The organism is Janthinobacterium sp. SUN118, from assembly GCF_030397695.1.
Lineage (GTDB): Bacteria > Pseudomonadota > Gammaproteobacteria > Burkholderiales > Burkholderiaceae_D > Janthinobacterium.
The window spans coordinates 2,966,655-2,984,760 of sequence record NZ_JAPUBV010000001.1 but is presented as its reverse complement, the minus strand read 5'-3'; the positions used below and the strand labels follow the sequence as shown (position 1 = coordinate 2,984,760).

Annotated in this window: 13 protein-coding genes; 6 read left to right on the top strand and 7 right to left on the bottom strand. The window is 65.5% G+C overall.

Features of this window, described 5'->3' with window-relative positions:
• The first annotated feature begins 6 nt into the window (after window positions 1-6).
• A complete protein-coding gene (locus tag O0880_RS13490; RefSeq protein WP_289886912.1) occupies window positions 7-819 on the top strand; it encodes a ferritin-like domain-containing protein in 813 nt (270 codons plus the stop codon).
• A gap of 24 nt (window positions 820-843) precedes the next feature.
• On the opposite strand, the gene O0880_RS13485 is transcribed toward O0880_RS13490, so the two are convergent.
• Window positions 844-4,281, bottom strand: coding sequence for a hypothetical protein (locus O0880_RS13485; protein WP_289886911.1), 3,438 nt, complete (start codon window positions 4,279-4,281; stop codon window positions 844-846).
• Window positions 4,282-4,583: 302 nt separating this feature from the next.
• Here O0880_RS13485 and O0880_RS13480 point away from each other — a divergent pair, with 302 nt between their 5' ends.
• Window positions 4,584-4,814, top strand: coding sequence for a hypothetical protein (locus tag O0880_RS13480; RefSeq protein ID WP_156894827.1), 231 nt, complete (start codon window positions 4,584-4,586; stop codon window positions 4,812-4,814).
• Here the strand turns inward: O0880_RS13480 and O0880_RS13475 are convergent.
• A complete protein-coding gene (locus O0880_RS13475; protein WP_289886910.1) occupies window positions 4,774-5,883 on the bottom strand; it encodes a DNA topoisomerase IB in 1,110 nt (369 codons plus the stop codon). The genes O0880_RS13480 and O0880_RS13475 overlap by 41 nt on opposite strands.
• Before the next feature lie 100 nt (window positions 5,884-5,983).
• Here O0880_RS13475 and O0880_RS13470 point away from each other — a divergent pair, with 100 nt between their 5' ends.
• Entirely contained in the window at window positions 5,984-6,367 is a 384-nt protein-coding gene (locus O0880_RS13470; RefSeq protein ID WP_289886908.1) for a DUF1232 domain-containing protein, read from the top strand.
• A gap of 15 nt (window positions 6,368-6,382) precedes the next feature.
• Here the strand turns inward: O0880_RS13470 and O0880_RS13465 are convergent, their stop codons facing one another.
• The 4 genes from O0880_RS13465 to O0880_RS13450 form a co-directional block, all read right to left on the bottom strand.
• Complete coding sequence (locus O0880_RS13465; protein WP_198043933.1) at window positions 6,383-6,544, bottom strand: hypothetical protein; 162 nt, start codon at window positions 6,542-6,544, stop codon at window positions 6,383-6,385.
• Between the two features lie 86 nt (window positions 6,545-6,630).
• Window positions 6,631-7,812 (bottom strand): serine hydrolase domain-containing protein, encoded by a 1,182-nt coding sequence (locus tag O0880_RS13460; protein ID WP_289886907.1) that lies wholly within the window; start codon window positions 7,810-7,812, stop codon window positions 6,631-6,633.
• 108 nt (window positions 7,813-7,920) lie between these two features.
• The gene (locus tag O0880_RS13455) at window positions 7,921-9,216 is read right to left on the bottom strand and encodes a cation:proton antiporter (RefSeq protein ID WP_289886906.1); all 1,296 of its coding nucleotides are present in this window, start codon (window positions 9,214-9,216) and stop codon (window positions 7,921-7,923) included.
• A gap of 49 nt (window positions 9,217-9,265) precedes the next feature.
• Complete coding sequence (locus O0880_RS13450) at window positions 9,266-10,381, bottom strand: mechanosensitive ion channel domain-containing protein (protein ID WP_071323800.1); 1,116 nt, start codon at window positions 10,379-10,381, stop codon at window positions 9,266-9,268.
• Between the two features lie 260 nt (window positions 10,382-10,641).
• Between O0880_RS13450 and O0880_RS13445 the strand changes: the two genes are divergently transcribed.
• Genes O0880_RS13445 through O0880_RS13435 form a run of 3 tightly spaced genes read left to right on the top strand, consistent with a single transcriptional unit; the run spans window position 10,642 to window position 15,581 of the window.
• Window positions 10,642-12,915, top strand: coding sequence for a trehalose-6-phosphate synthase (locus tag O0880_RS13445; protein ID WP_289886905.1), 2,274 nt, complete (start codon window positions 10,642-10,644; stop codon window positions 12,913-12,915).
• On the top strand, window positions 12,915-13,688 hold the full coding sequence (gene otsB, locus O0880_RS13440) for a trehalose-phosphatase (RefSeq protein ID WP_289886903.1): 774 nt from the start codon (window positions 12,915-12,917) through the stop codon (window positions 13,686-13,688). The genes O0880_RS13445 and otsB overlap by 1 nt, the downstream gene beginning before the upstream one ends.
• Window positions 13,689-13,691: 3 nt before the next feature.
• Complete coding sequence (locus O0880_RS13435; RefSeq protein WP_289886900.1) at window positions 13,692-15,581, top strand: glycoside hydrolase family 15 protein; 1,890 nt, start codon at window positions 13,692-13,694, stop codon at window positions 15,579-15,581.
• Window positions 15,582-15,722: 141 nt separating this feature from the next.
• On the opposite strand, the gene O0880_RS13430 is transcribed toward O0880_RS13435, so the two are convergent.
• Complete coding sequence (locus O0880_RS13430) at window positions 15,723-18,026, bottom strand: TonB-dependent receptor (protein WP_289886899.1); 2,304 nt, start codon at window positions 18,024-18,026, stop codon at window positions 15,723-15,725.
• Window positions 18,027-18,106: the final 80 nt, after the last annotated feature.

Here is an 18,106-nt window from a genome sequence, read left to right as displayed (position 1 = left end):
AGTCCCATGCAGCCATCTCCACTGATCCCCACGCCGCCGCAGGAATTGCGCGCGTATGCGCTCGCCTGCCTGCTCGAACCGGACCCGGCGACGAAGGTGGCGATGGTGGCGGCCATGGCCGAGGCGCCACTCCCGCTGGATGCGCAGTCGCCGCTGGCGCCAGGCGGACCCGTGCCGGGCCGTCCCGAGCGCCCGGAACTGGTGCCGCCGCGCCTGGTGGGGCGGCGTTCGATGATTACGCCGGAAGGGCGCGCCATGCTCGTGCACGCGCTCGCGCATATCGAGTTCAATGCCATGAACTTGGCGCTCGACGCCCTGTGGCGCTTCCCGGACCTGCCGGCCGAGTACTACACGGACTGGCTGCGCGTGGCAAAGGAGGAAGCCACGCACTTCGCCATGCTGCAGGCGCACCTGCAGGTGCTCGGTCACACGTATGGCGATTTTCCCGGACACGACAGCCTGTGGGAAATGGTCGACAAGACGCGCGGCGACGTGCTGGCGCGCATGGCGCTGGTGCCGCGCACCCTGGAAGCGCGGGGCCTGGACGCGATTCCGCCATTGCGCGCCAAGCTGGCGCAGGCGGGAGATATGGCGGCCGCCGCCATCCTCGACATCATCCTGCGCGACGAGGTGGGCCACGTCGAGATCGGCAACCGCTGGTATGGCTACCTGTGCGACCAGCGCGGCCTGGAATTGCGCGCCACCTATGCCGAGCTGGCGCTGCGCTATGAGGCGCCGACCCTGCGCGGCCCGTTCAACCTGGAAGCGCGGCGCCGGGCCGGGTTCTCGGAACTCGAATTGTCCGACTTGCCTGGCTGAACATGCCAGACGCCGCCGGGTCGCTCAGGGATGGGCCGTCAGGCTCAGGTGCCAATGGCTCAGGTGGGCGGGATCGATGCTCACCTTGGCCGGCTTGGCCCAGGCCCCCGCGCCCGGTATCAAGCCCTTGGGCGGGTTGGCAAAGCGGCCATCGACGAGGGCCAGCTTGACGAAACTGTGGCCGATGTAGATGACGCGCGTGTCGGCGGCCGCCGCTTCCAGCGTCAGCATGGCGCGGTTGGCCGTGATCCACGCCACCAGCAAGGCCAGTCTCGGCTTGTTCACCTGGCCGGCCGCCACTTCCGCCTGTGCATCATCGATCAGCTTGCGAATGCCGGCGCCGTTGCCCTGGCCGCCCAGCGTATCGGCGTAGCCGCCCGCGCCGTCCGCGTAGCGCATGTCGATCTGCTGACCATCGCTGTGGCCGCTGTGCCCGAGGATGGAGCGGCCTGCCGCCGTTTGCGTCACGTGCTGGCCGCTGATGTCGTCGAAACGGTAGGGCTTGTTCAGCAGCCAGGCGATCGTCAGCCGGGTGGCCCAGGAATCGCCGCCGGCATCGCGCGAGCCGTAGCGCCGCGCCGCCAGCGCCGCCTCGTTGTTGGCCAGGTACAGCGGGATGAAGGCCGTGTCGCCCTTCAAGTCCACCTGTCCGCCCTCGTTCGGATCGGACGTCGCTTCGGTGCCGTTGATCTGCCCCTTCAGGCGGATGGTGACGACGGCCTTCTTGTCGATCTTGGCGCCGGCAAAGGTGGGCAGCACCAGGCCCGGGAACTTGACCTTGCCGGGATTCTTGGTGTTTGCCTGGGCCAACAGGTTGTCTGCGCTGAAGGACGGGTTGCCGCCGCTGGCGGAAATGCCGATGTTGACTTCCGTAATGGTGGCCGCCGCCGGCGTGTACTGCAGTTCCAGCGGCACCGTGTGGGTGGGCGTGGTGGCTCCCTGCGACACGGAGACATAGGGGCCCGGCAAGTTGCCCGCTACCCTGATCGGTTGCAAGATGGGATGGGCATCCTTGTTCGGCGACAGGAATCTTGCCTTGGTGATTTTCAGGCCCTTGCACACCAGGCTCAGCTCCACCCGAGTAACCGTCGGCAGCAGGTTGTCGCCGATATTCGTGGCGCTGACACCGCCGCCGACGGCCAGCGGGCCATTCTGCGTTTGCTTGCTGACATCGATGCAATCGGTCCTGACGATGGTGCCTTGCGTGAAGTGCGACTGGTTCACGGCGCCGGCCGCCGCCAGGTTGGCGCCGGGCAAGCCGACCACGGAATACGACCAGGTATCGTTGTAGCGGCTTTGCTGCGTCGTGTACACGGGATATTCGGCGGTGCTGACGGTGATCTTCACGCCCACGTTTTTCGTGCCCTTCGGTACCGTGTAGACGATGGGCGTGGTCATGGTGTTGTTTTGCGCGGCCGCCGTGGCGCTGAAGGTCTGGCTGCCTTCGTCATCGAGCGGCGTGGCGTCCGGCGGCGCGGCGCCCGCGCCCGCGTCCGTTCCGCCGCGCGCCGACGGCGCGGCGCCATCCTGCGTCACCGTGCCGGCCGTATAGGTGTTCGCGGCGGCCGGCGGCGCCAGGGCCGTCGCGAACGGATAGACGATGCCGACGTTGACCGTTGTGCTGCCAGGAAAGACGGCGGCGCTGATGCTGACCACGTTCGGATGCTCGAGGTCGTTCAAGGTCAGCTGGTAGGTGTCCGGGATGACGCCGTCGAAACGGAAGGCGCCCGTGGCGTCGATCACGGCCACGCGGCGTTGGTGGGAATTATAGCCGGTGAGTAAGATTTTCTTGCCGGCCAGGCCCGTCGCATTGCCGCCCGCCGGCGTGCGCATCTGTCCCAGCAGCACGGTATTGGATTTGATGACGCTCAAGGCGTACGACACGGAAAATTCGCCATCCTCCGACACGAAGTTGAGATTCATGTCGAGCGCGCCGGACGGCAGGACGGCCAGCAGCAGCTGCATGGCCGTAGCGCCGATGGTGAAGCTGCCCGTGTCGGGATGGAAGACCCAGTAGGACTTCAGGCTGATGGCGGGGCCGCCGGGTGCGGCCAGGAAACCGTCACTGTCATTCTGCAGGGCCATCGCCGGCGCGCCGCTGAGGCGGAAGGCCAGGCCATCCGCCAGCAGCGTATTGTTCGCTCCCAGGCCCGTGATGGCCAGCTGGGGCGGGGTGGGCGGCAGGCTGCCATCGTCGAGCGGCTCGACATAGGTGTCCACTGCCGTCGGCAATTCTGTCTGGATCAGCACATCGAAGACCGAGACCGCGCCGCCCCTGCTAATGAACAATTGCGCGTGCTGGTCGACACCCGTATCGCCGGGCGTGGAAAAGCGCAGGGTGCCATCCCTGAGCAGTACGTCGCTGATGGCGCCGCTGGCCTTGACGCTGTCTGCACCGTCCGGCAACCCCAGCTCGGCCAGCGACAGGACCACCACCTGCGCCGGCCGCACGGCATCGAGCGCCACGCTGTCGACGGCCGTGATATTCCAGATGAGGCCGCCCAGCTCGAACGGACGCGTGCGGTTGATGCGCAGCACGACGACGTCGGTGGCGGTGACCGTCGCGCCTGCCGCGATGCTGCCGGCCTGGACGTCGCCGTCGACGACGGTGGCGCCGGCTGGAATGCCGGCAAGGACGGCGTGCACATTGTTTGCCGTCTCGCTGCCATTGTTGCGGATGCTGATGCGAAACGTGTATTCGTAGATTCTGCGGTTGATGCGCCGCTCCGCCGTCTTGCGCAACGAGGTGACGTCAAAGGGGCCGACGGCAACGCTGGGCGCCGTGGCAGTCGTCGCCTCCATGGCGGCCGCGGCCGCATCCTTGTCTGCCAGCGCATCTTTGTCCGCTGCCGCCTCCATGTCCGCCGCCAGCATGACTTTCGGCGTGGGCGGCTGCGTCGGATCGTTGGAACCGCCGCAGGCGCACAGGCTCGCCGCCAGCGCGACGACGGCCAGTTGCCGGCGCCGCAGGCACAGCATGGCCAGCACGCCGGCCAGCAGCAGGCAGGGCGTGGCGGGCAGGGGCACCGCTTGCGTGCTGCCCGTGTCGAGTTCGATGAAGGAAACGGGATCGAGAACGACGAACAGCTGGGGGCCGGGACTGCCTACGCCCAGATAATCGAAGGTGACGGAAAAGCCCGTTGCCGTGGCGCTGGGAGCGATGCCGCCCGCCAGCGCCAGCACATCGAGGTAGCCGCTGTCGGGAATGGCGGGATCGGGCTGCACCAGCAAGAAGTCCCAACCGGGCGCCGTGGAAACGTTTTGCAGGTTGATGTAGGGGCCCACGCTGAAGAAGACGGTGAATTCCTCGATGGGCACGGCCAGCGTGGTATTGCTGACGGTATAGTCGTAGCGCCACTGCGTGCCGCCCAGGGCGGTAGCCGTGTAGCCGATGCTGGTGGCATGCGCGGCGCTCATCGCGCACAGCAGCAGCGCCAGCAGCGCTTGTTTGATGACGTTCATGATTGTTCCCCCGTTTGCTGGCGCCAAGCGTGCCCAGGCAAGAGGTCAAGCAGGAAGCGTTCCTGAATAAAAAGTCCTTCTGAAACAAGGGGTTGAAGGCTGGTGGAGGCGTGCTGCGCATGAGCGTGTCAATTGTGCCGACACGCATGGCCGCGGCGCGGCGCTCGCGGGCTGTCACGATGGCCGGGTGCTGTCAGCGCTGTCCTACCCAGCTTGTCGAAATCGTCTGATTGTATGCCTTGCGGAAACACGCGATGATCGTGTTCATGCTGCAACAGCCAACCATTCCGACGGAGTATGCGATGCACAAGCGAGCCGAGCCAAGCCATTTGAACAAGCCATTCCTGCTGATCTGCCTGTTTACGGTGTCGACCCTGGCCGCCACGCTGATCAATACGGACGAAACGCAGCCGACCGAAGGCGAGAGCGCGCCGGCGCCCGTGGCGCGCGATGCGGGCCATGGCGCCATGCCGTTGTGCAACGGCGACGCGTTCAAGCTGTCGGCGCAGTGCCAGCCGCGGCGCGCGGCCTGACGCCGGCCTGGTCCTTCGCCTCGCCCTGCAAGCGTTGTTGCAGCAAGGCCAGCACGGCCGCTTCTTCCGGCGCCAGCGCCGGCAAGTCCTCCTGCAGTTGCTGCCGCGCCCGCGCGCGCATGCCTTCCAACAGACTGCCATCCAGATACGCTTCCAGCACGGCCGGGTGCACATAGCACTTGCGGCAGATGGTCGGCGTGTTGCCCAGCTTTTTCGCCACCGACTCGATCGCCTGCACGATGTTCTTCTTGGCTTGCGCATCGGAATCGACCAGTTCGAATGCCTGCAGCGCCAGCGCGGCCAGCAGGGTGCCGGCCCAGGTGCGGAAATCCTTGGCCGTATAGTCCTCGCCCGTCACTTCCCGCAGGTAGTCATTGACCGCGCCCGAATCGACGCCGTGCCGCTCGCCCGCGTCGTCGACATACTGAAACAGTTCCTGCCCCGGCAAGTCGCGCATGCGCTGCAGCACTCTGGCCAGGCGGCGGTCGCTGAGGCGGATATCGTGGCGCACGCCGCTCTTGCCCTTGAAATGGAAGGCCACGGCGCTGCCATCGACCTGCACGTGGCGCGTGCGCAAGGTGGTCAGGCCGAACGACTTGTTCGTGCGCGCATATTCCTCGTTGCCGATGCGCATCATCGTCAATTCCAGCAGATGTACGATGGTGGCCAGCACTTTTTCCCGCGGCAAGCCGGGCAGCTGCATGCCGCGCGCGACGGCGGCGCGGATGGAGGGGAGGGCCTTGCCAAAGCTGAGCATGCGTTCATATTTCACTTCGTCGCGCACCTGGCGCCAGCGCGCATGGTAGCGGTACTGCTTGCGGCCGCGCGCATCGCGCCCCGTCGCCTGCAGGTGGCCGTTGGCGCGCGCACAGATCCACACATCGGTCCAGGCGGGCGGAATGGCCAGCGCCTTGATGCGCGTCAAGGTGTCGTCGTCGCGCACGGCCTGGCCGTCCGCGTCCACATAGCGGAACTTGCCCGGTTTGCCCAGGCGGACGAGGCCGGGCTGGTGGTCGCCCGTGTAGCGCAGGCCGGCGGCCCTGGCGGTGGTGGTGGCGGAGATATCCATGTTTTTCCTATGCATGCGTTGCCGGGGTGTCGCGCAACTGGCGCGCTCTTATGCTAAGGTGCGCATTCGTAAAGCCGTGCGCGGCAGACAGGAGCAGCAGATGTTTGGCAGAAGAAAAAATCTCGAACAAGACCACGCCCCCCAGGCCGACAAGCAGTATGAAAAGAAATATACGGATGACAGCTTCTGGGACAAGGTGGTCAAGTTCGCCAAGACGGCAGGGCGCGAAGTCATCGAAAAGGCCTTGTGGCTGTACTACGCCGCCCAGCAGCCGAATACGCCGCTGTGGGCCAAGACGGCCATCTATGGCGCGCTCGGCTATTTCATTTCGCCCATCGATGCGATTCCCGACATCACGCCCGTGGTCGGCTATGCGGATGACCTGGCCGTGCTGGCGGCGGCCGTCGCCACGGTGGCCACCTACATCACGGCCGACGTCAAGCACCGCGCGGCCGAGAAGCTGCGCGGCTGGTTCGGCGCCTAGCCGGGGCGGCCCTGGCTAGGCGGCCGCTGCCGGCTGGCCCTTGACGGCATTGCGGTACCTGGCCCTGGCTTCGGCTTTCTTCACGGCTTCGCGGGCGATGTTGTCCGCCTTGATGCGGGCCTTTTCGCTCTTGCTGCGCTGTTGCGCCACGTCCTTGTTGCCGATGCGATTCGTCATGCCGCTCTCCTGTGATTGGTCGGTGTGACCCAGCATACCGGCTCGACCACCGATCACCGTGCGCCGCCCCACATAGCGCGAGCTTCCTAGACCCTGGCCGGTTTGCCGGCGCCGTGCGCCAACAGGCGCCGCACGACTTCTTTCTGGAACGAGCGGAACTCCTTGTCGGCGCTGATGTTGGCGAAGGCCAGCACGGCCGTCTTGCTGGCGCGGTCGACGCAGACGATGGACGCCGCGCCCGGGTCGCCGCCGCTGTGCGTGGCCAGCGACGCGCCGTCGACATCGCGCAATTGCCAGACCAGGGCCTGGCGCAGCGCGGGATCGGCAGGCGTGATCGCGGCCGCTTGCGGTGCAAAGAACAGCTGCAGGGTGGCATCTTGCAAATAGCGGTGGCCATCGACCCGGCCGCCATTGCTGAAGATGGCCAGGAAACGGGCGTAGTCATGCGCGGAACTGCGCAGCAGGCCGGCCGGCCAGTCCGGGTAGCCGACGGGCGGCAGCAGTTGCAGGCCCGGTTCCTTGTGTGCATACGGCTGGGCCACGACGGCGCGGCGCGGCAAGCCGGCCAGGCTCCACGCGGTGCGGTCCATGCCCAGCGGCTCGAACAGGTGCTCGTAGGCGTAGGTGTCGAGGCCGTCGGGGTTCAGGCGGCCCACCAGATAACCGAGCAGGGCCACACCGACATTGCTGTAACGCCATTCCGTGCCGGGGCGGGCGGCAAACGACAGGTCCGCGTCATACCAGGCGCCGCCGCGCGACAGATAGCCCTTGACGAAGTCGCGCAAGGGCAGGCGCGGGTCGCCCTGCACGGCAAACGCCGTCGTCTTTTCATACACGGCGTCGGAAATGCCCGAGGTATGGCTCAGCAAATGGCGGAAGGTGATGGGCACGTCGGGAAACTTCGGATGCATGAGCGGGAAGTCCAGGTAGGCCGAGACCTTGTCGTCGAGCTGGAAGGCGCCCTGTTCCAGCAGCATCATGATGGCCGTGGCAGTGACGAGCTTGCTGACGGACGCCACGTGGAACGCCGTGTCGGCATCGGCCTTCTTGCCGGCCTCGATGTCGGCCCAGCCATAGCCGCGCGCGAAGAGGGTTTGCCCGCCGCGCACCACGGCCACGCTCATGCCCGGCGTTTCCGTGCGCGCCAGGCCGTCGTGCATGAAGCTGTCAAATTCCTTTTCCCATTCCAGCCTGGCCGGATCGGTGGCGCAGCCGCCTTGCAGCAGGGCCAGCGAGACGCCCAGTCCCAGCACGCTTCTACGTTTCATTGCTTCTCTCTTTGCCGTTTTTAATTATCTTAACAACATTTCCGCAAGATATAGGTCTAATTGGCAAATTATTGCTGTGAAGCAATGACAATGGCGCCGCATGACGGCCTATTTGCGCCAGTAGCGCGCGAACAGGGGCTTGACGGTGAGACCGTGCGCGACGATGGACAGGATGATGACGACGATGGTGATATTCGCCAGTTCGTGCGCCAGCCGGGGCGGCAAGCCGTGGGCGATCGCATAGCACAGGTAGTACATGGAGCCGATGCCGCGCACGCCGAACCAGGCGGCCAGGCCCCGCAGGCGCAGGCTGGTGCCGGATCCCAGCAGGCCGAGCATGACGCTGCACGGGCGCGCCACCAGCAGCAGGAACAGGCCCGCGCTCCACGCCTGCCAGCTCCACGCGGCGGCCGTGACGGCGCCGCCCAGCAACAGCACCAAGGTCAGTTCGGACAGGCGCTCCAGGTGTTCCTTGAATACCAGCGATTCGCCGCTGACGGTCAGCGGCGCCGCGTTGTCGTGCGGCTTGACGGCCGAACCGCCATGCACGTCCTCGGCCTGCAGCAAGCCCTGGCGGTCTTTCGGGGCGCCGGCCAGCACCAGTTCCGTCTGGCGCAGGGCCACGCCGGCGAAGAACACGGCCAGGAAGCCCCACGCGTGCAGCCACGTGGCCAGGCCATACACGAGGGCGATCAAGCCCAGTCCCGCCAAGTCGTCGAGCACTTCGTGTTTCGGCTCCTTGCCGCGCACCTGCCAGCCCAGCCAGGCCAGCAGCGCGCCGCCGGCGGCGCCCAGGGCGATGGCGCCCGCGCTGGCCCACAGCAGGTCGTGCCACAGCCAGGTGCCGCCGCCCGGCCCCAGTTCATGCAGGCCCAGCAAGCCCAGGCCCAGCATGACGAAGGGAAAGCCGCTGCCATCGTTCATGCCCGCTTCGCTGGTCAGGGTAAAGCGCAGCTGTTCGCTGTCGCCCGCGTGGCGCACCTGCACGTCGGTGGCCAGCACGGGGTCGGTGGGCGCGAGGATGGCGCCCAGCAGCACGCCGGCGCCCAACGGCAAGCCCAGTACCAAACAGGAAAACGTGGCCACGAGGGCCACGGAGATGGCCATCGACAGCCAGGCCAGGCGCAGCGACGGCAGCCAGCGCGCCAGGCTGAACGGCACGGGCATCTGCACGCCGGCGGAAAACAGGGAGATGAGGACGGCGATTTCCGCCAGGGTTTCCAGCAGCGGCGCCTGCTTGACGAGGTCGAGCGAGAACAGGCCGAGGAACATGGGACCCAGCAGCAGGCCCACGCCCAGGTAAGCCATGGCCGAGGTAAACGGCAGGCGCGCGATGCTGGCGGCCCCGAGGCCGCGCGCCAGCATCATGCAGCCGATCAGGATGAACCAGGCGGTGGTGCTCATGCGCCTTATTCTAGCGGCAGGTGGGCGCGGGCAGCGCGCCGCAGGTTTTTCAGGCCTTGTGCAGCGAGACGCTATCGTTCTGCGCCTGCATCTCGCGCACCTCGATCGGATCGTGCGTGGAGCGTAGGCGCGGCAGGCCGTGCGGATAGTTGGCCGTGATGAAGGCCAGCATCTGCTCGCGCACGATGCAGCGCAGCTCGAAGGCCGTGCCCGAATCTTGCGCGCTGATCAGGAAGCGCACGCGCACGGCCCGTTCGTTCGAGTCCGTCGCCTGCACGGTGCAGACGCGCCGGTCCCATTGCGGCGCCGCTTCGCAGATGCGCGCGAGTTCGGCGCGCAGCGGCTCGAGCGGAATGCTGAAATCGAGCCACAGGAACACCGTGCCCAGCAGGGTCGACGAGCTGTGCGTCCAGTTCTCGAACGGATTTTCGATGAACCACTGCAGCGGCACGATCAGGCGGCGCTCGTCCCACACGCGCACGACCACGTACGTGCCCTTGATTTCCTCGACCTTGCCCCATTCGCCATTGACGATCAGCACGTCATCGATGCGGATCGGTTGCGAAAACGCAATCTGCAGGCCGGCGATGAAATTGCCGAGCACGGGGCGGGCGGCGATACCGGCCACCAGGCCCGCCACGCCGGCCGACGCCAGCAGGCTGGCGCCGATCTGGCGCGCGCCGGGCAGGGTCAGCAAGACGAAAGCCAGGCCCAGGATGACGACGATGGCGTGCGCGCTGCGCGTCAGCACGCGGGCCTGGGTGATCAGGCGGCGCGCGCGCAGGTTGTCGGCCACGTCGACGGGGTTGACTTCGGAAATCGTGATGGAGAGTGCCTGGATGCATTGCATGGCCAGCCAGGTCAGCGCGATGATCAATGCCACGCTGGTGACATGCGACATGGCCAGCAAGCCCGGCGTGTCGTCGGGCGCGCCGGCCAGCACCATGCGCAGGCCGAAGACGATCACGCACAGCTGGCTGGCGCGGAAGGCCACGCGCGTGGCGTTGGTGGTGAACGGGCGGCCGTTGGCCAGTCTTTTCAGCAAGCCGATGCCGGCCCGGTGCACGCCGATGGCGACCAGGGTGACGAGCAGGGCGGAAACGAGCACGGTCAGCGCCGAGCGCAGCGGGCCTCCCATCAGCGAGTGAAACGTGCTGAGATCCATAGGCGAAAACTCCTTGTAGTTAAGTGAAATGGATGTCGGAACGTTCTATTTTACGGGCAGACGAGAAAGCGGGGACGTGCGTTGCCGAACGGATAAGGTCGCCATGCAGGTAGATACTGGAAGCAATTGCTGCGGTGCGCCATCCCACGCTGACGTTTCGATACGGAAAGCAAACGGGCGTCGCCGTACTGGAAACATAGTCATACTTGCCATGCTTTTTGTGTTTGCAAAGGAAAACGATGATAGTACGATCACTCCGAATGTCCTTGCGCTTCATCCTGCCGCTGGCCCTGGTGCTGGGATTGTTTGCTTATATCGTGGTACCCCTGTTGGACAATATCACCCTGCGCTGGTATGTGCGCGACCTCGACAGCCGGGCGGAATTGCTCGCAGGCACCCTCCGACCCTCGCTCACCGAATACCTGCCCGCCCACGACGCCAGCCGCATCGGCGAACTGTTCCAGGGCGCCACGCGCGACGAACGCCTGATCGCCATCGGCTTTTGCGACAACGCGGGCCACTTGCTCTACCAATCCCTCGAGTACCCCGCTTCGATCGGCTGCTGGAGCACGCCATCGACGGGCGGCCTGTACAAATCGCTCGCGCAATTGCCGCAAGGCCAGGTCCACATCAGCGAAACGCCCGTCATGCAGGATGCGTCGCAGCTGGGCCGCCTCGTGCTGGTGCAGGACATGAGCTTTGTCGAGCGCCGCAATACCGATACCAAGCGCTTCATCTTTGCCTTCCTGGCCGTGCTGGCCGTGCTGATTTCCCTGATGACCGTGTTCGTGGCGCACCTGAGCTGGCGCGGCTGGCTGGCGGCCGTGAAGGACATCCTGCGCGGTGAATTGCTGACGAAAAAGAACCTGGCCGCGCCGGCCGATGCGGCCAGCGCACCGGCCGCCACGCCGGCCCCGCCGCCGGAAATGCAGCCGCTGATCGGCGACCTGCGCGAATTGCTGCAGGAATACCATCTGGAGCGCCAGGGCGACAATGGCTGGTCGTCGGACTGGACGCCGGAAAAGCTGCGCGCCCTGCTCGAAGCGGACCTGGCGGGCGACCAGGTGCTGGTGGTGTCGAACCGCGAACCGTATATCCACACCAAAACGGAAGCTGGTATTGCCGTGCAGCGCCCGGCCAGCGGCCTGGTGACGGCCGTGGAAGCGGTGATGCGCGCCTGTTCCGGCACCTGGATCGCGCACGGCGCCGGCTCGGCCGACCGCGAGACCGTGGATAAGCTCGACCACGTGCCCGTGCCGCCCGACAACCCCAGCTACACCTTGCGCCGCGTGTGGCTGACGGAAGAGGAAGAGCAGGGCTATTATTATGGTTTCGCCAATGAAGGCATGTGGCCGCTGTGCCATATCGCCCACGTGCGCCCCGTGTTCCGCTCGTCCGACTGGGAGCAGTACGTGAAGGTCAACCGCCGCTTCGCCGACGCCGTGATCGCCGAGGCGAAGACGGACAATCCCGTCGTGCTGGTGCAGGATTATCACTTTGCCTTGCTGCCGCGCATGGTGCGCGAAGCCTTGCCGAAGGCGACGATTATCACTTTCTGGCATATCCCGTGGCCGAACTCGGAATCGTTCGGCATTTGTCCGTGGCGCGAGGAAATCCTCGATGGCTTGCTGGGCAGTACCATCCTCGGCTTCCACACGCCATTTCACCGCAAGAATTTCCTCGAAACGGTGGACCGCTACCTGGAAACGCGCATCGAGCCGGAAGCGTCGGTGATTTCCTACGGCGGCGAGATGACGCAGATCGAGGATTACCCGATTTCCATCGCCTGGCCCGACGACAGTCCCGGACAGCCCGACGTGGCCACCTGCCGTGCGCAGATTCGCGGCGAACTGGGCGTGGCATCGGACCACCTGCTGGGCATCGGCGTCGACCGCCTCGATTACACGAAAGGCATCGTCGAGCGCTTCCAGGCCGTCGAGCGCATGCTGGAACAGCAGCCTGGCATGGTGGGGAACTTCACGTTTGTGCAGATCGCCGCGCCCAGCCGCGCTTCGCTCGATGAATATCAAAGCTTCGATGCCAGGGTGCGCAAGATGGTCGAACGCATCAACCGGCGTTTCGGCAGCGGCAACTACGTGCCCATCCTGCTGAAGGCCGAGCACCACGGCCAGGACGATTTGCAGCGCTATTTCCGCGCGTCCGAAGTGTGCATGGTGACGAGCTTGCATGACGGCATGAACCTGGTGGCCAAGGAATTCATTGCCGCGCGCGACGACGAGATGGGCGTGCTGGTGCTGTCGCAATTCACGGGCGCCGCGCGCGAGCTGCACGAGGCGCTGATCATCAACCCGTATCACATCGAGCAGGGCGCCGACGCCCTGTACCGCGCCCTCGTGATGCCGCCCGTGGAGCAGCGCGAGCGCATGAAGAGCATGCGGGCCAGAGTCAAGCATTTCAATGTCTACCGCTGGGCCGGGCGCATGCTGCTCGACGCGGCCCGCCTGCGCCAGCGCGACAAGGTCATGACCAAGATCGACGCCCACAGCCGCATCAAGCGGCGCAAGGGGATCTGATGGAGCCTCTCATCGACGATAGCGCCGCCCTGTTGCAGCTGCTGAGCGCGTCCGGTAGTGCCGTCTTCCTCGATTTCGACGGTACCCTGGTCGACCTGGCGCCCACGCCCGACGGCGTGCGCGTGGCGCCGGGCGTGGCGCACGCGCTGGCGCTGCTGGCCGAACGCCACGGCGGCGCGCTGGCCATCATTTCCGGTCGCCCCGTGGCGCAGATCGACGCCATGCTGGCGCCCTTGCGCCTGCCGGTTGCTGGCGTGCATGGCGTGGAGCGGCGCAGCGCCGACGGCCGCCTGCATCTGGCGCCCACGCCCGAGGTGTCGCCCGTGCTGGCGCGCGCCGAGGCGCTGGCGGAGCGCCACCCGGGTTTGCTGGTCGAGCAGAAACGCGGCGCCGTGGCCCTGCATTACCGGCTGGCGCCGCAGCTGGAGCCGCTGTGCGTGCAGGAAATGACGGCGGCCGTGCAAGCGTGCCCCGGGATTTTGCTATTGCATGGCAAAATGGTCCTGGAAGCCAAGCCGGCCGCCACCGACAAGGGCGGCGCCATCGCCGCCTTCATGGCGGAAGCGCCGTTTGCCGGCCGCCAGCCCGTGTTCGCGGGTGATGACACCACCGACGAGGCCGGCTTTGCCCATGTACAACAGGCGGGCGGGCAGGGCGTGAAAGTGGGCAGCGGCCCCAGCGCCGCCGTCCTGCGCCTGACCAGCCCCGCTGCCTTGCGCGCGATCTTGCTGCAAGCGGCCTTGCCGGCCGCCCCATCCCCCATTCAGGAGTAGCCGATGACGACATCCCATGAGCAGTCCCATGCAACGCCCAGCGCCGCCGCCGGCACACTGGCCGCCGCGGTCACGGTCACGGTCACGGCCGCGTCGGCACCTGTCACGCCCATCCAGGCCAGCCTGAATTGCGGCGTGGTGGGCAATTGCGCGTTCAGCGCCCTGATCGACCAGGCAGGGCAGGTCGTCTGGTCGTGCCTGCCCCGTTTCGATGGCGACCCCGTCTTCAACAGCTTGCTGGACGCCTCGGAAAACGGCAGCGTGTGGGGCATCGATATTGAAAACTTTGCCCGCAGCGAACAGTTTTATGAGCCGAACACGGCCGTGCTGCGCACGCGCCTGTACGACACGGACGGGCGCGGCGTGGAAATCACGGATTTCGCGCCGCGCTTCCTCAGCCGCGACCGCATGTTCCGCCCGCTGATGCTGATCCGCCGCGTGCGTCCGCTGGACCGGGCCGTGCGCATCCGCGTGCGCCTGCGTCCCCGCTACGACTGGGGCCGGCTGGCGCCGCAGATCACGCAGGGCAGCCACCACATCCGCTATGTGGGGCCGGAACAGACCCTGCGCCTGAACACGGACGTGTCGCTCAACTATGTCTTGAGCGAAACCTATTTCGTGCTGGGGAGCACCGCCAACTTCCTGCTGGGTCCCGATGAAACCCTGGCCGGCGGCATCGACGAGACGGCGCGCATCTTCGAAAAGGACACCATCAATTACTGGCGCACCTACACGCGCCGGCTGGCCGTGCCGCTGGAATGGCAGGACGTGGTCATCCGCGCCGCCATCACCTTGAAGCTGTCCTTGTATGAAGACACGGGCGCCATCATCGCCGCCATGACCACCAGCATCCCCGAAGCACCGGGCAGCAGCCGCAACTGGGATTACCGCTACTGCTGGCTGCGCGACGCCTTCTTCGTCGTGCGCGCCTTGAACAGCCTGTCCGAAGTGGGCACCATGGAAGAGTATTTGCGCTGGCTGACGAATATCGTCGCCCGCTCGAAGGGCGGCCACATCCAGCCCCTGTACGGCATCGGCCTGGAAGAGCAGTTGCCCGAATCCATGCTTGACCACTTGCCCGGCTACCGCGGCAATGGCCCCGTGCGCGTGGGCAACCAGGCGCAGGAACACTTCCAGCACGATGTGTACGGCAATATCGTGCTCGGTGCGGCGCAGGCTTTCCTCGACCACCGGCTGTTCCACCGGGCCGGCAAGGCGGAGTTTGCCGCGCTGGAAGCCGTGGGCGACCAGGCGTTCCGCCTCCATGCGGAACCGGACGCGGGCATGTGGGAGCTGCGCACGCGGGCCCGCGTCCACACCTCGTCGATGCTGATGAGCTGGGCCGCCTGCGACCGCCTGGCGAAAGTGGCGCACAAGCTGGGCTTGCCCGACCGGGCCGAGCACTGGAGCAGCCGCGCCGTGCTGATCCGCGAACGCCTGCTGCGCGAAGCGTGGAGCGAGGAGCGCCAGGCGTTCGCGGAAAGCCTGGGCGGGCGCGACCTCGATGCCTCGGTCCTGCTGATGGCGGAAGTCAACTTCATCGACCCCATGGACCCGCGCTTCATCGCCACCGTCGATGCGCTGGAAGCGTCGCTGTGCGACGGCCCCTACATGCGCCGCTACGAGGCGCCCGACGACTTCGGCAAGCCCGAGACCGCCTTCAATATCTGCACCTTCTGGCGCATCGACGCGCTGGCGCGCATCGGCAGGAAGGACGAGGCGCGCAAGATATTTGAAACGATGTTGATGGCGCGCAATCACCTGGGCCTGCTGTCGGAAGACACGCACCCCGTGACGGGCGAGATGTGGGGCAATTTTCCGCAGACGTATTCGATGGTGGGCTTGATCAACTGCGCCGTGCGGCTGTCAGCGCCGTGGGACAGCGCCATTTAAGCGTCCCGGTGGGGGTCGCGATCGCGGGCCCGAGAGGCGCCCAGGGCGGCGTTGCCTGGGCGTGTCGCAGATTCGTGCCGACTGCGCCCGCACGCCCGCGCGGGCGCAGCACCCCCGCATGTTGCACCGCGCCAAGGCCCGTTACAGCCTGGCATTCACTCCAAGCTGGAAACCCCGGCCTGGCAAGGGCGCGATGTATTTCAGTGGCGAATTATGCGGCCGGGCATCTGCATCGAGCAGGTTGGTGCCGCTGATAAATACCTCGATGCCGGCAAACGGCGCATTCGGCACCCGGATCTCGCGGCTCACCTGGAAGTTCACCATGGTGTAGCCATCGAGCGGGACTTCCTCGCTGACACTCTTGCCCAGGTACTGCTGCTTGTCGTAGCGGGTGCCGGAAAGCCTGGTTTTCCAGCCCTTGTTTTCCCACAGCACATTGGCGCCGTAGCGGTTGGTGGGCATATTGGGCAGGTAGGCGCCGTCATTGTGTGCGCGCAGCTTGTCCGGATTGTCCGCCTTGTTCTTGACCAGGTCTGCAAACACGGAGATGTCCAGCTTGCCGTAGCCGCCAAGCCGCAGCGCCTGGGAAGCGTCGACCTCGAATCCCCTGACCGTCGTATCGGTCTGCTTCCAGTACTTCAAGGGCAGGCGATTCGCCATCTGGGCACCCGAGTGGCCAAGGTAGAGATAATTCTCGTATTTCATGACGTAGCCGGTTGCGGACAGGTTGAAGCCGCGATGGCCGAACAAGGCGGTGAGCTCGGTATTCCTGGCGCGTTCAGCCTTGAGTTTCTGGTTTCCCTCTTCCTGGGTCATGATCGAATAGTGCCGGTTGCTCGCATACAGCTCATTGACATCGGGCGCCCGTTCCGACGCTGCATAGCGCATCTTCGCACCGAAAAGCGGGCCAAGCTTGGCCGAGGTGCCCAGGCTATAGCTGTTCAGGCTGAACGCCTTGTCCTCGAGTTTGGAGTTGCTCGCATTCCTGGACGTCTTGAATTGGCTCTTGCGTATTTCATGCTCCACTTTTTCATGGCGCAAGCCGGCATCGAAGGTGGCCCAGTCGAAGTCGAGGCTTTCCTTGACGAATAGCGCGCTGCTGACCGTGCTCGTATCGGGCAGGTACAGCTGCGGGCCGCTGCCGGTGATCTCCCGGACCCGATGGCTCAGGCCAAGCAAGCCGCTCAACGGGCCAGCGCGCCGCTGCGCAAGCAGCAGTTCGGCCTGATTGGTGTCGAACTGGTAGTCATTCGCCGTGGCGGCGCCGAGGCGTTCTCCCGATGCATTGTTCAGGCGCGACACGCGCAGCTGCGCGCTTTCAAGATACGCAAGGGGATCGCGCAGCAGCGCTTCCAGCGCATATTTATCCTGCTTGATGACGACGCCGACCGGCAGGCCCTCGGCGTAATTCGAGCCGAACGACTGGTTTTCCATGGAAAAGCCCGGGACGCCGTACTTGCTGTCCTTGGTATCGAGGCTGGCGGCCACGTAGCCCCGCTCGAAAAAGTAGGTCGTGCCGACGGCGAAATGGGAATTGCTGGCGTAGCTGTTTCCCAGTTTCTTGTGGTAATCGGGGGTCACATCCTTGTTGATCTTGTTCTGCACCGTCATGGGCGTGCCCGGCACGTAAGCGGGGTTGGCGGGATTGACGTAGGTCTTGCGCTGCCAGACGGAGGTCGGGTGATTGGTGTAAAAGGAAAAATCACCGTCCGCCCAGTCCGGATTTTCCGTCATGAACTGGTCGATATACGGTTGCGAGGACTTGTTATAGATCTGCTGGATCCGCGCCTCCTTCTGGCAACTGTCGGCCAGGAAGGTATTCACGCCGCCTTTCACCGGGAACAGCCCGCTGTTGCACACGCCTGCCTTGCTGTTGCCCGGAATAGCGTAATGCCCGATCTTCTGGAATGACATCTGCAGATTGGTCGAGAAGTGCTTGCCATCGTTGAAGTTCATGCGCAAGCCCTGGGCATCGGCATCGTTGACGCCCTTGCGCAGGACCAGTTCCAGGTCCTTCTCCTTGTCTTCCATCTTCCTGGACACGATGCCGGAGTCGACGTCGACGCTGCCGCCGATGGCATTGCCGCCGTAACGCACGCTATCCGACGACTTGTTCACGGTTACGCTGCGCACGAAGAGCGGATCGAAAGGGATGTTGATGTCGCCGCTGAGCGCATTCATGCCGAGGATGGACTGGCCGTCTTCCAGGATCTGCACGCGGCTACCGCTCAGGCTGCGAATCACGGGCGCGCCGGCATTCGGCCCGAAGGCGCTGCTTTGTACGCCCGAGACATGTTCGAGCATGCCGCCCAGGGTCCTGTTCTGAAGCTGGTCATTCTCGACGGTGACGACGCTGTCGATGGATGATGGCCGGTCCGCCCGCACCTTGATGGTTTGCAGGGTGACGTCGTCCGCCGCGTAGGCGATCGGGGCGGTGGACAGCATGGCGGCTGCGAATACGTGATGGCGCATAGGTCTCTCTGAAAAGGGGTGGAAAGCGTTGCTGGCGGCAGAAATAGCAGACG

Bases quoted from the DNA above. Each gene is read 5' to 3' on its own strand.
- O0880_RS13490 (WP_289886912.1), top strand. From the start codon at position 7: ATGCAGCCATCTCCACTGATCCCCACGCCGCCGCAGGAATTGCGCGCG.
- O0880_RS13485 (WP_289886911.1), bottom strand. From the start codon at position 4,281: ATGAACGTCATCAAACAAGCGCTGCTGGCGCTGCTGCTGTGCGCGATG.
- O0880_RS13480 (WP_156894827.1), top strand. From the start codon at position 4,584: ATGCACAAGCGAGCCGAGCCAAGCCATTTGAACAAGCCATTCCTGCTG.
- O0880_RS13475 (WP_289886910.1), bottom strand. From the start codon at position 5,883: ATGGATATCTCCGCCACCACCACCGCCAGGGCCGCCGGCCTGCGCTAC.
- O0880_RS13470 (WP_289886908.1), top strand. From the start codon at position 5,984: ATGTTTGGCAGAAGAAAAAATCTCGAACAAGACCACGCCCCCCAGGCC.
- O0880_RS13465 (WP_198043933.1), bottom strand. From the start codon at position 6,544: ATGACGAATCGCATCGGCAACAAGGACGTGGCGCAACAGCGCAGCAAG.
- O0880_RS13460 (WP_289886907.1), bottom strand. From the start codon at position 7,812: ATGAAACGTAGAAGCGTGCTGGGACTGGGCGTCTCGCTGGCCCTGCTG.
- O0880_RS13455 (WP_289886906.1), bottom strand. From the start codon at position 9,216: ATGAGCACCACCGCCTGGTTCATCCTGATCGGCTGCATGATGCTGGCG.
- O0880_RS13450 (WP_071323800.1), bottom strand. From the start codon at position 10,381: ATGGATCTCAGCACGTTTCACTCGCTGATGGGAGGCCCGCTGCGCTCG.
- O0880_RS13445 (WP_289886905.1), top strand. From the start codon at position 10,642: ATGTCCTTGCGCTTCATCCTGCCGCTGGCCCTGGTGCTGGGATTGTTT.
- otsB (WP_289886903.1), top strand. From the start codon at position 12,915: ATGGAGCCTCTCATCGACGATAGCGCCGCCCTGTTGCAGCTGCTGAGC.
- O0880_RS13435 (WP_289886900.1), top strand. From the start codon at position 13,692: ATGACGACATCCCATGAGCAGTCCCATGCAACGCCCAGCGCCGCCGCC.
- O0880_RS13430 (WP_289886899.1), bottom strand. From the start codon at position 18,026: ATGCTGTCCACCGCCCCGATCGCCTACGCGGCGGACGACGTCACCCTG.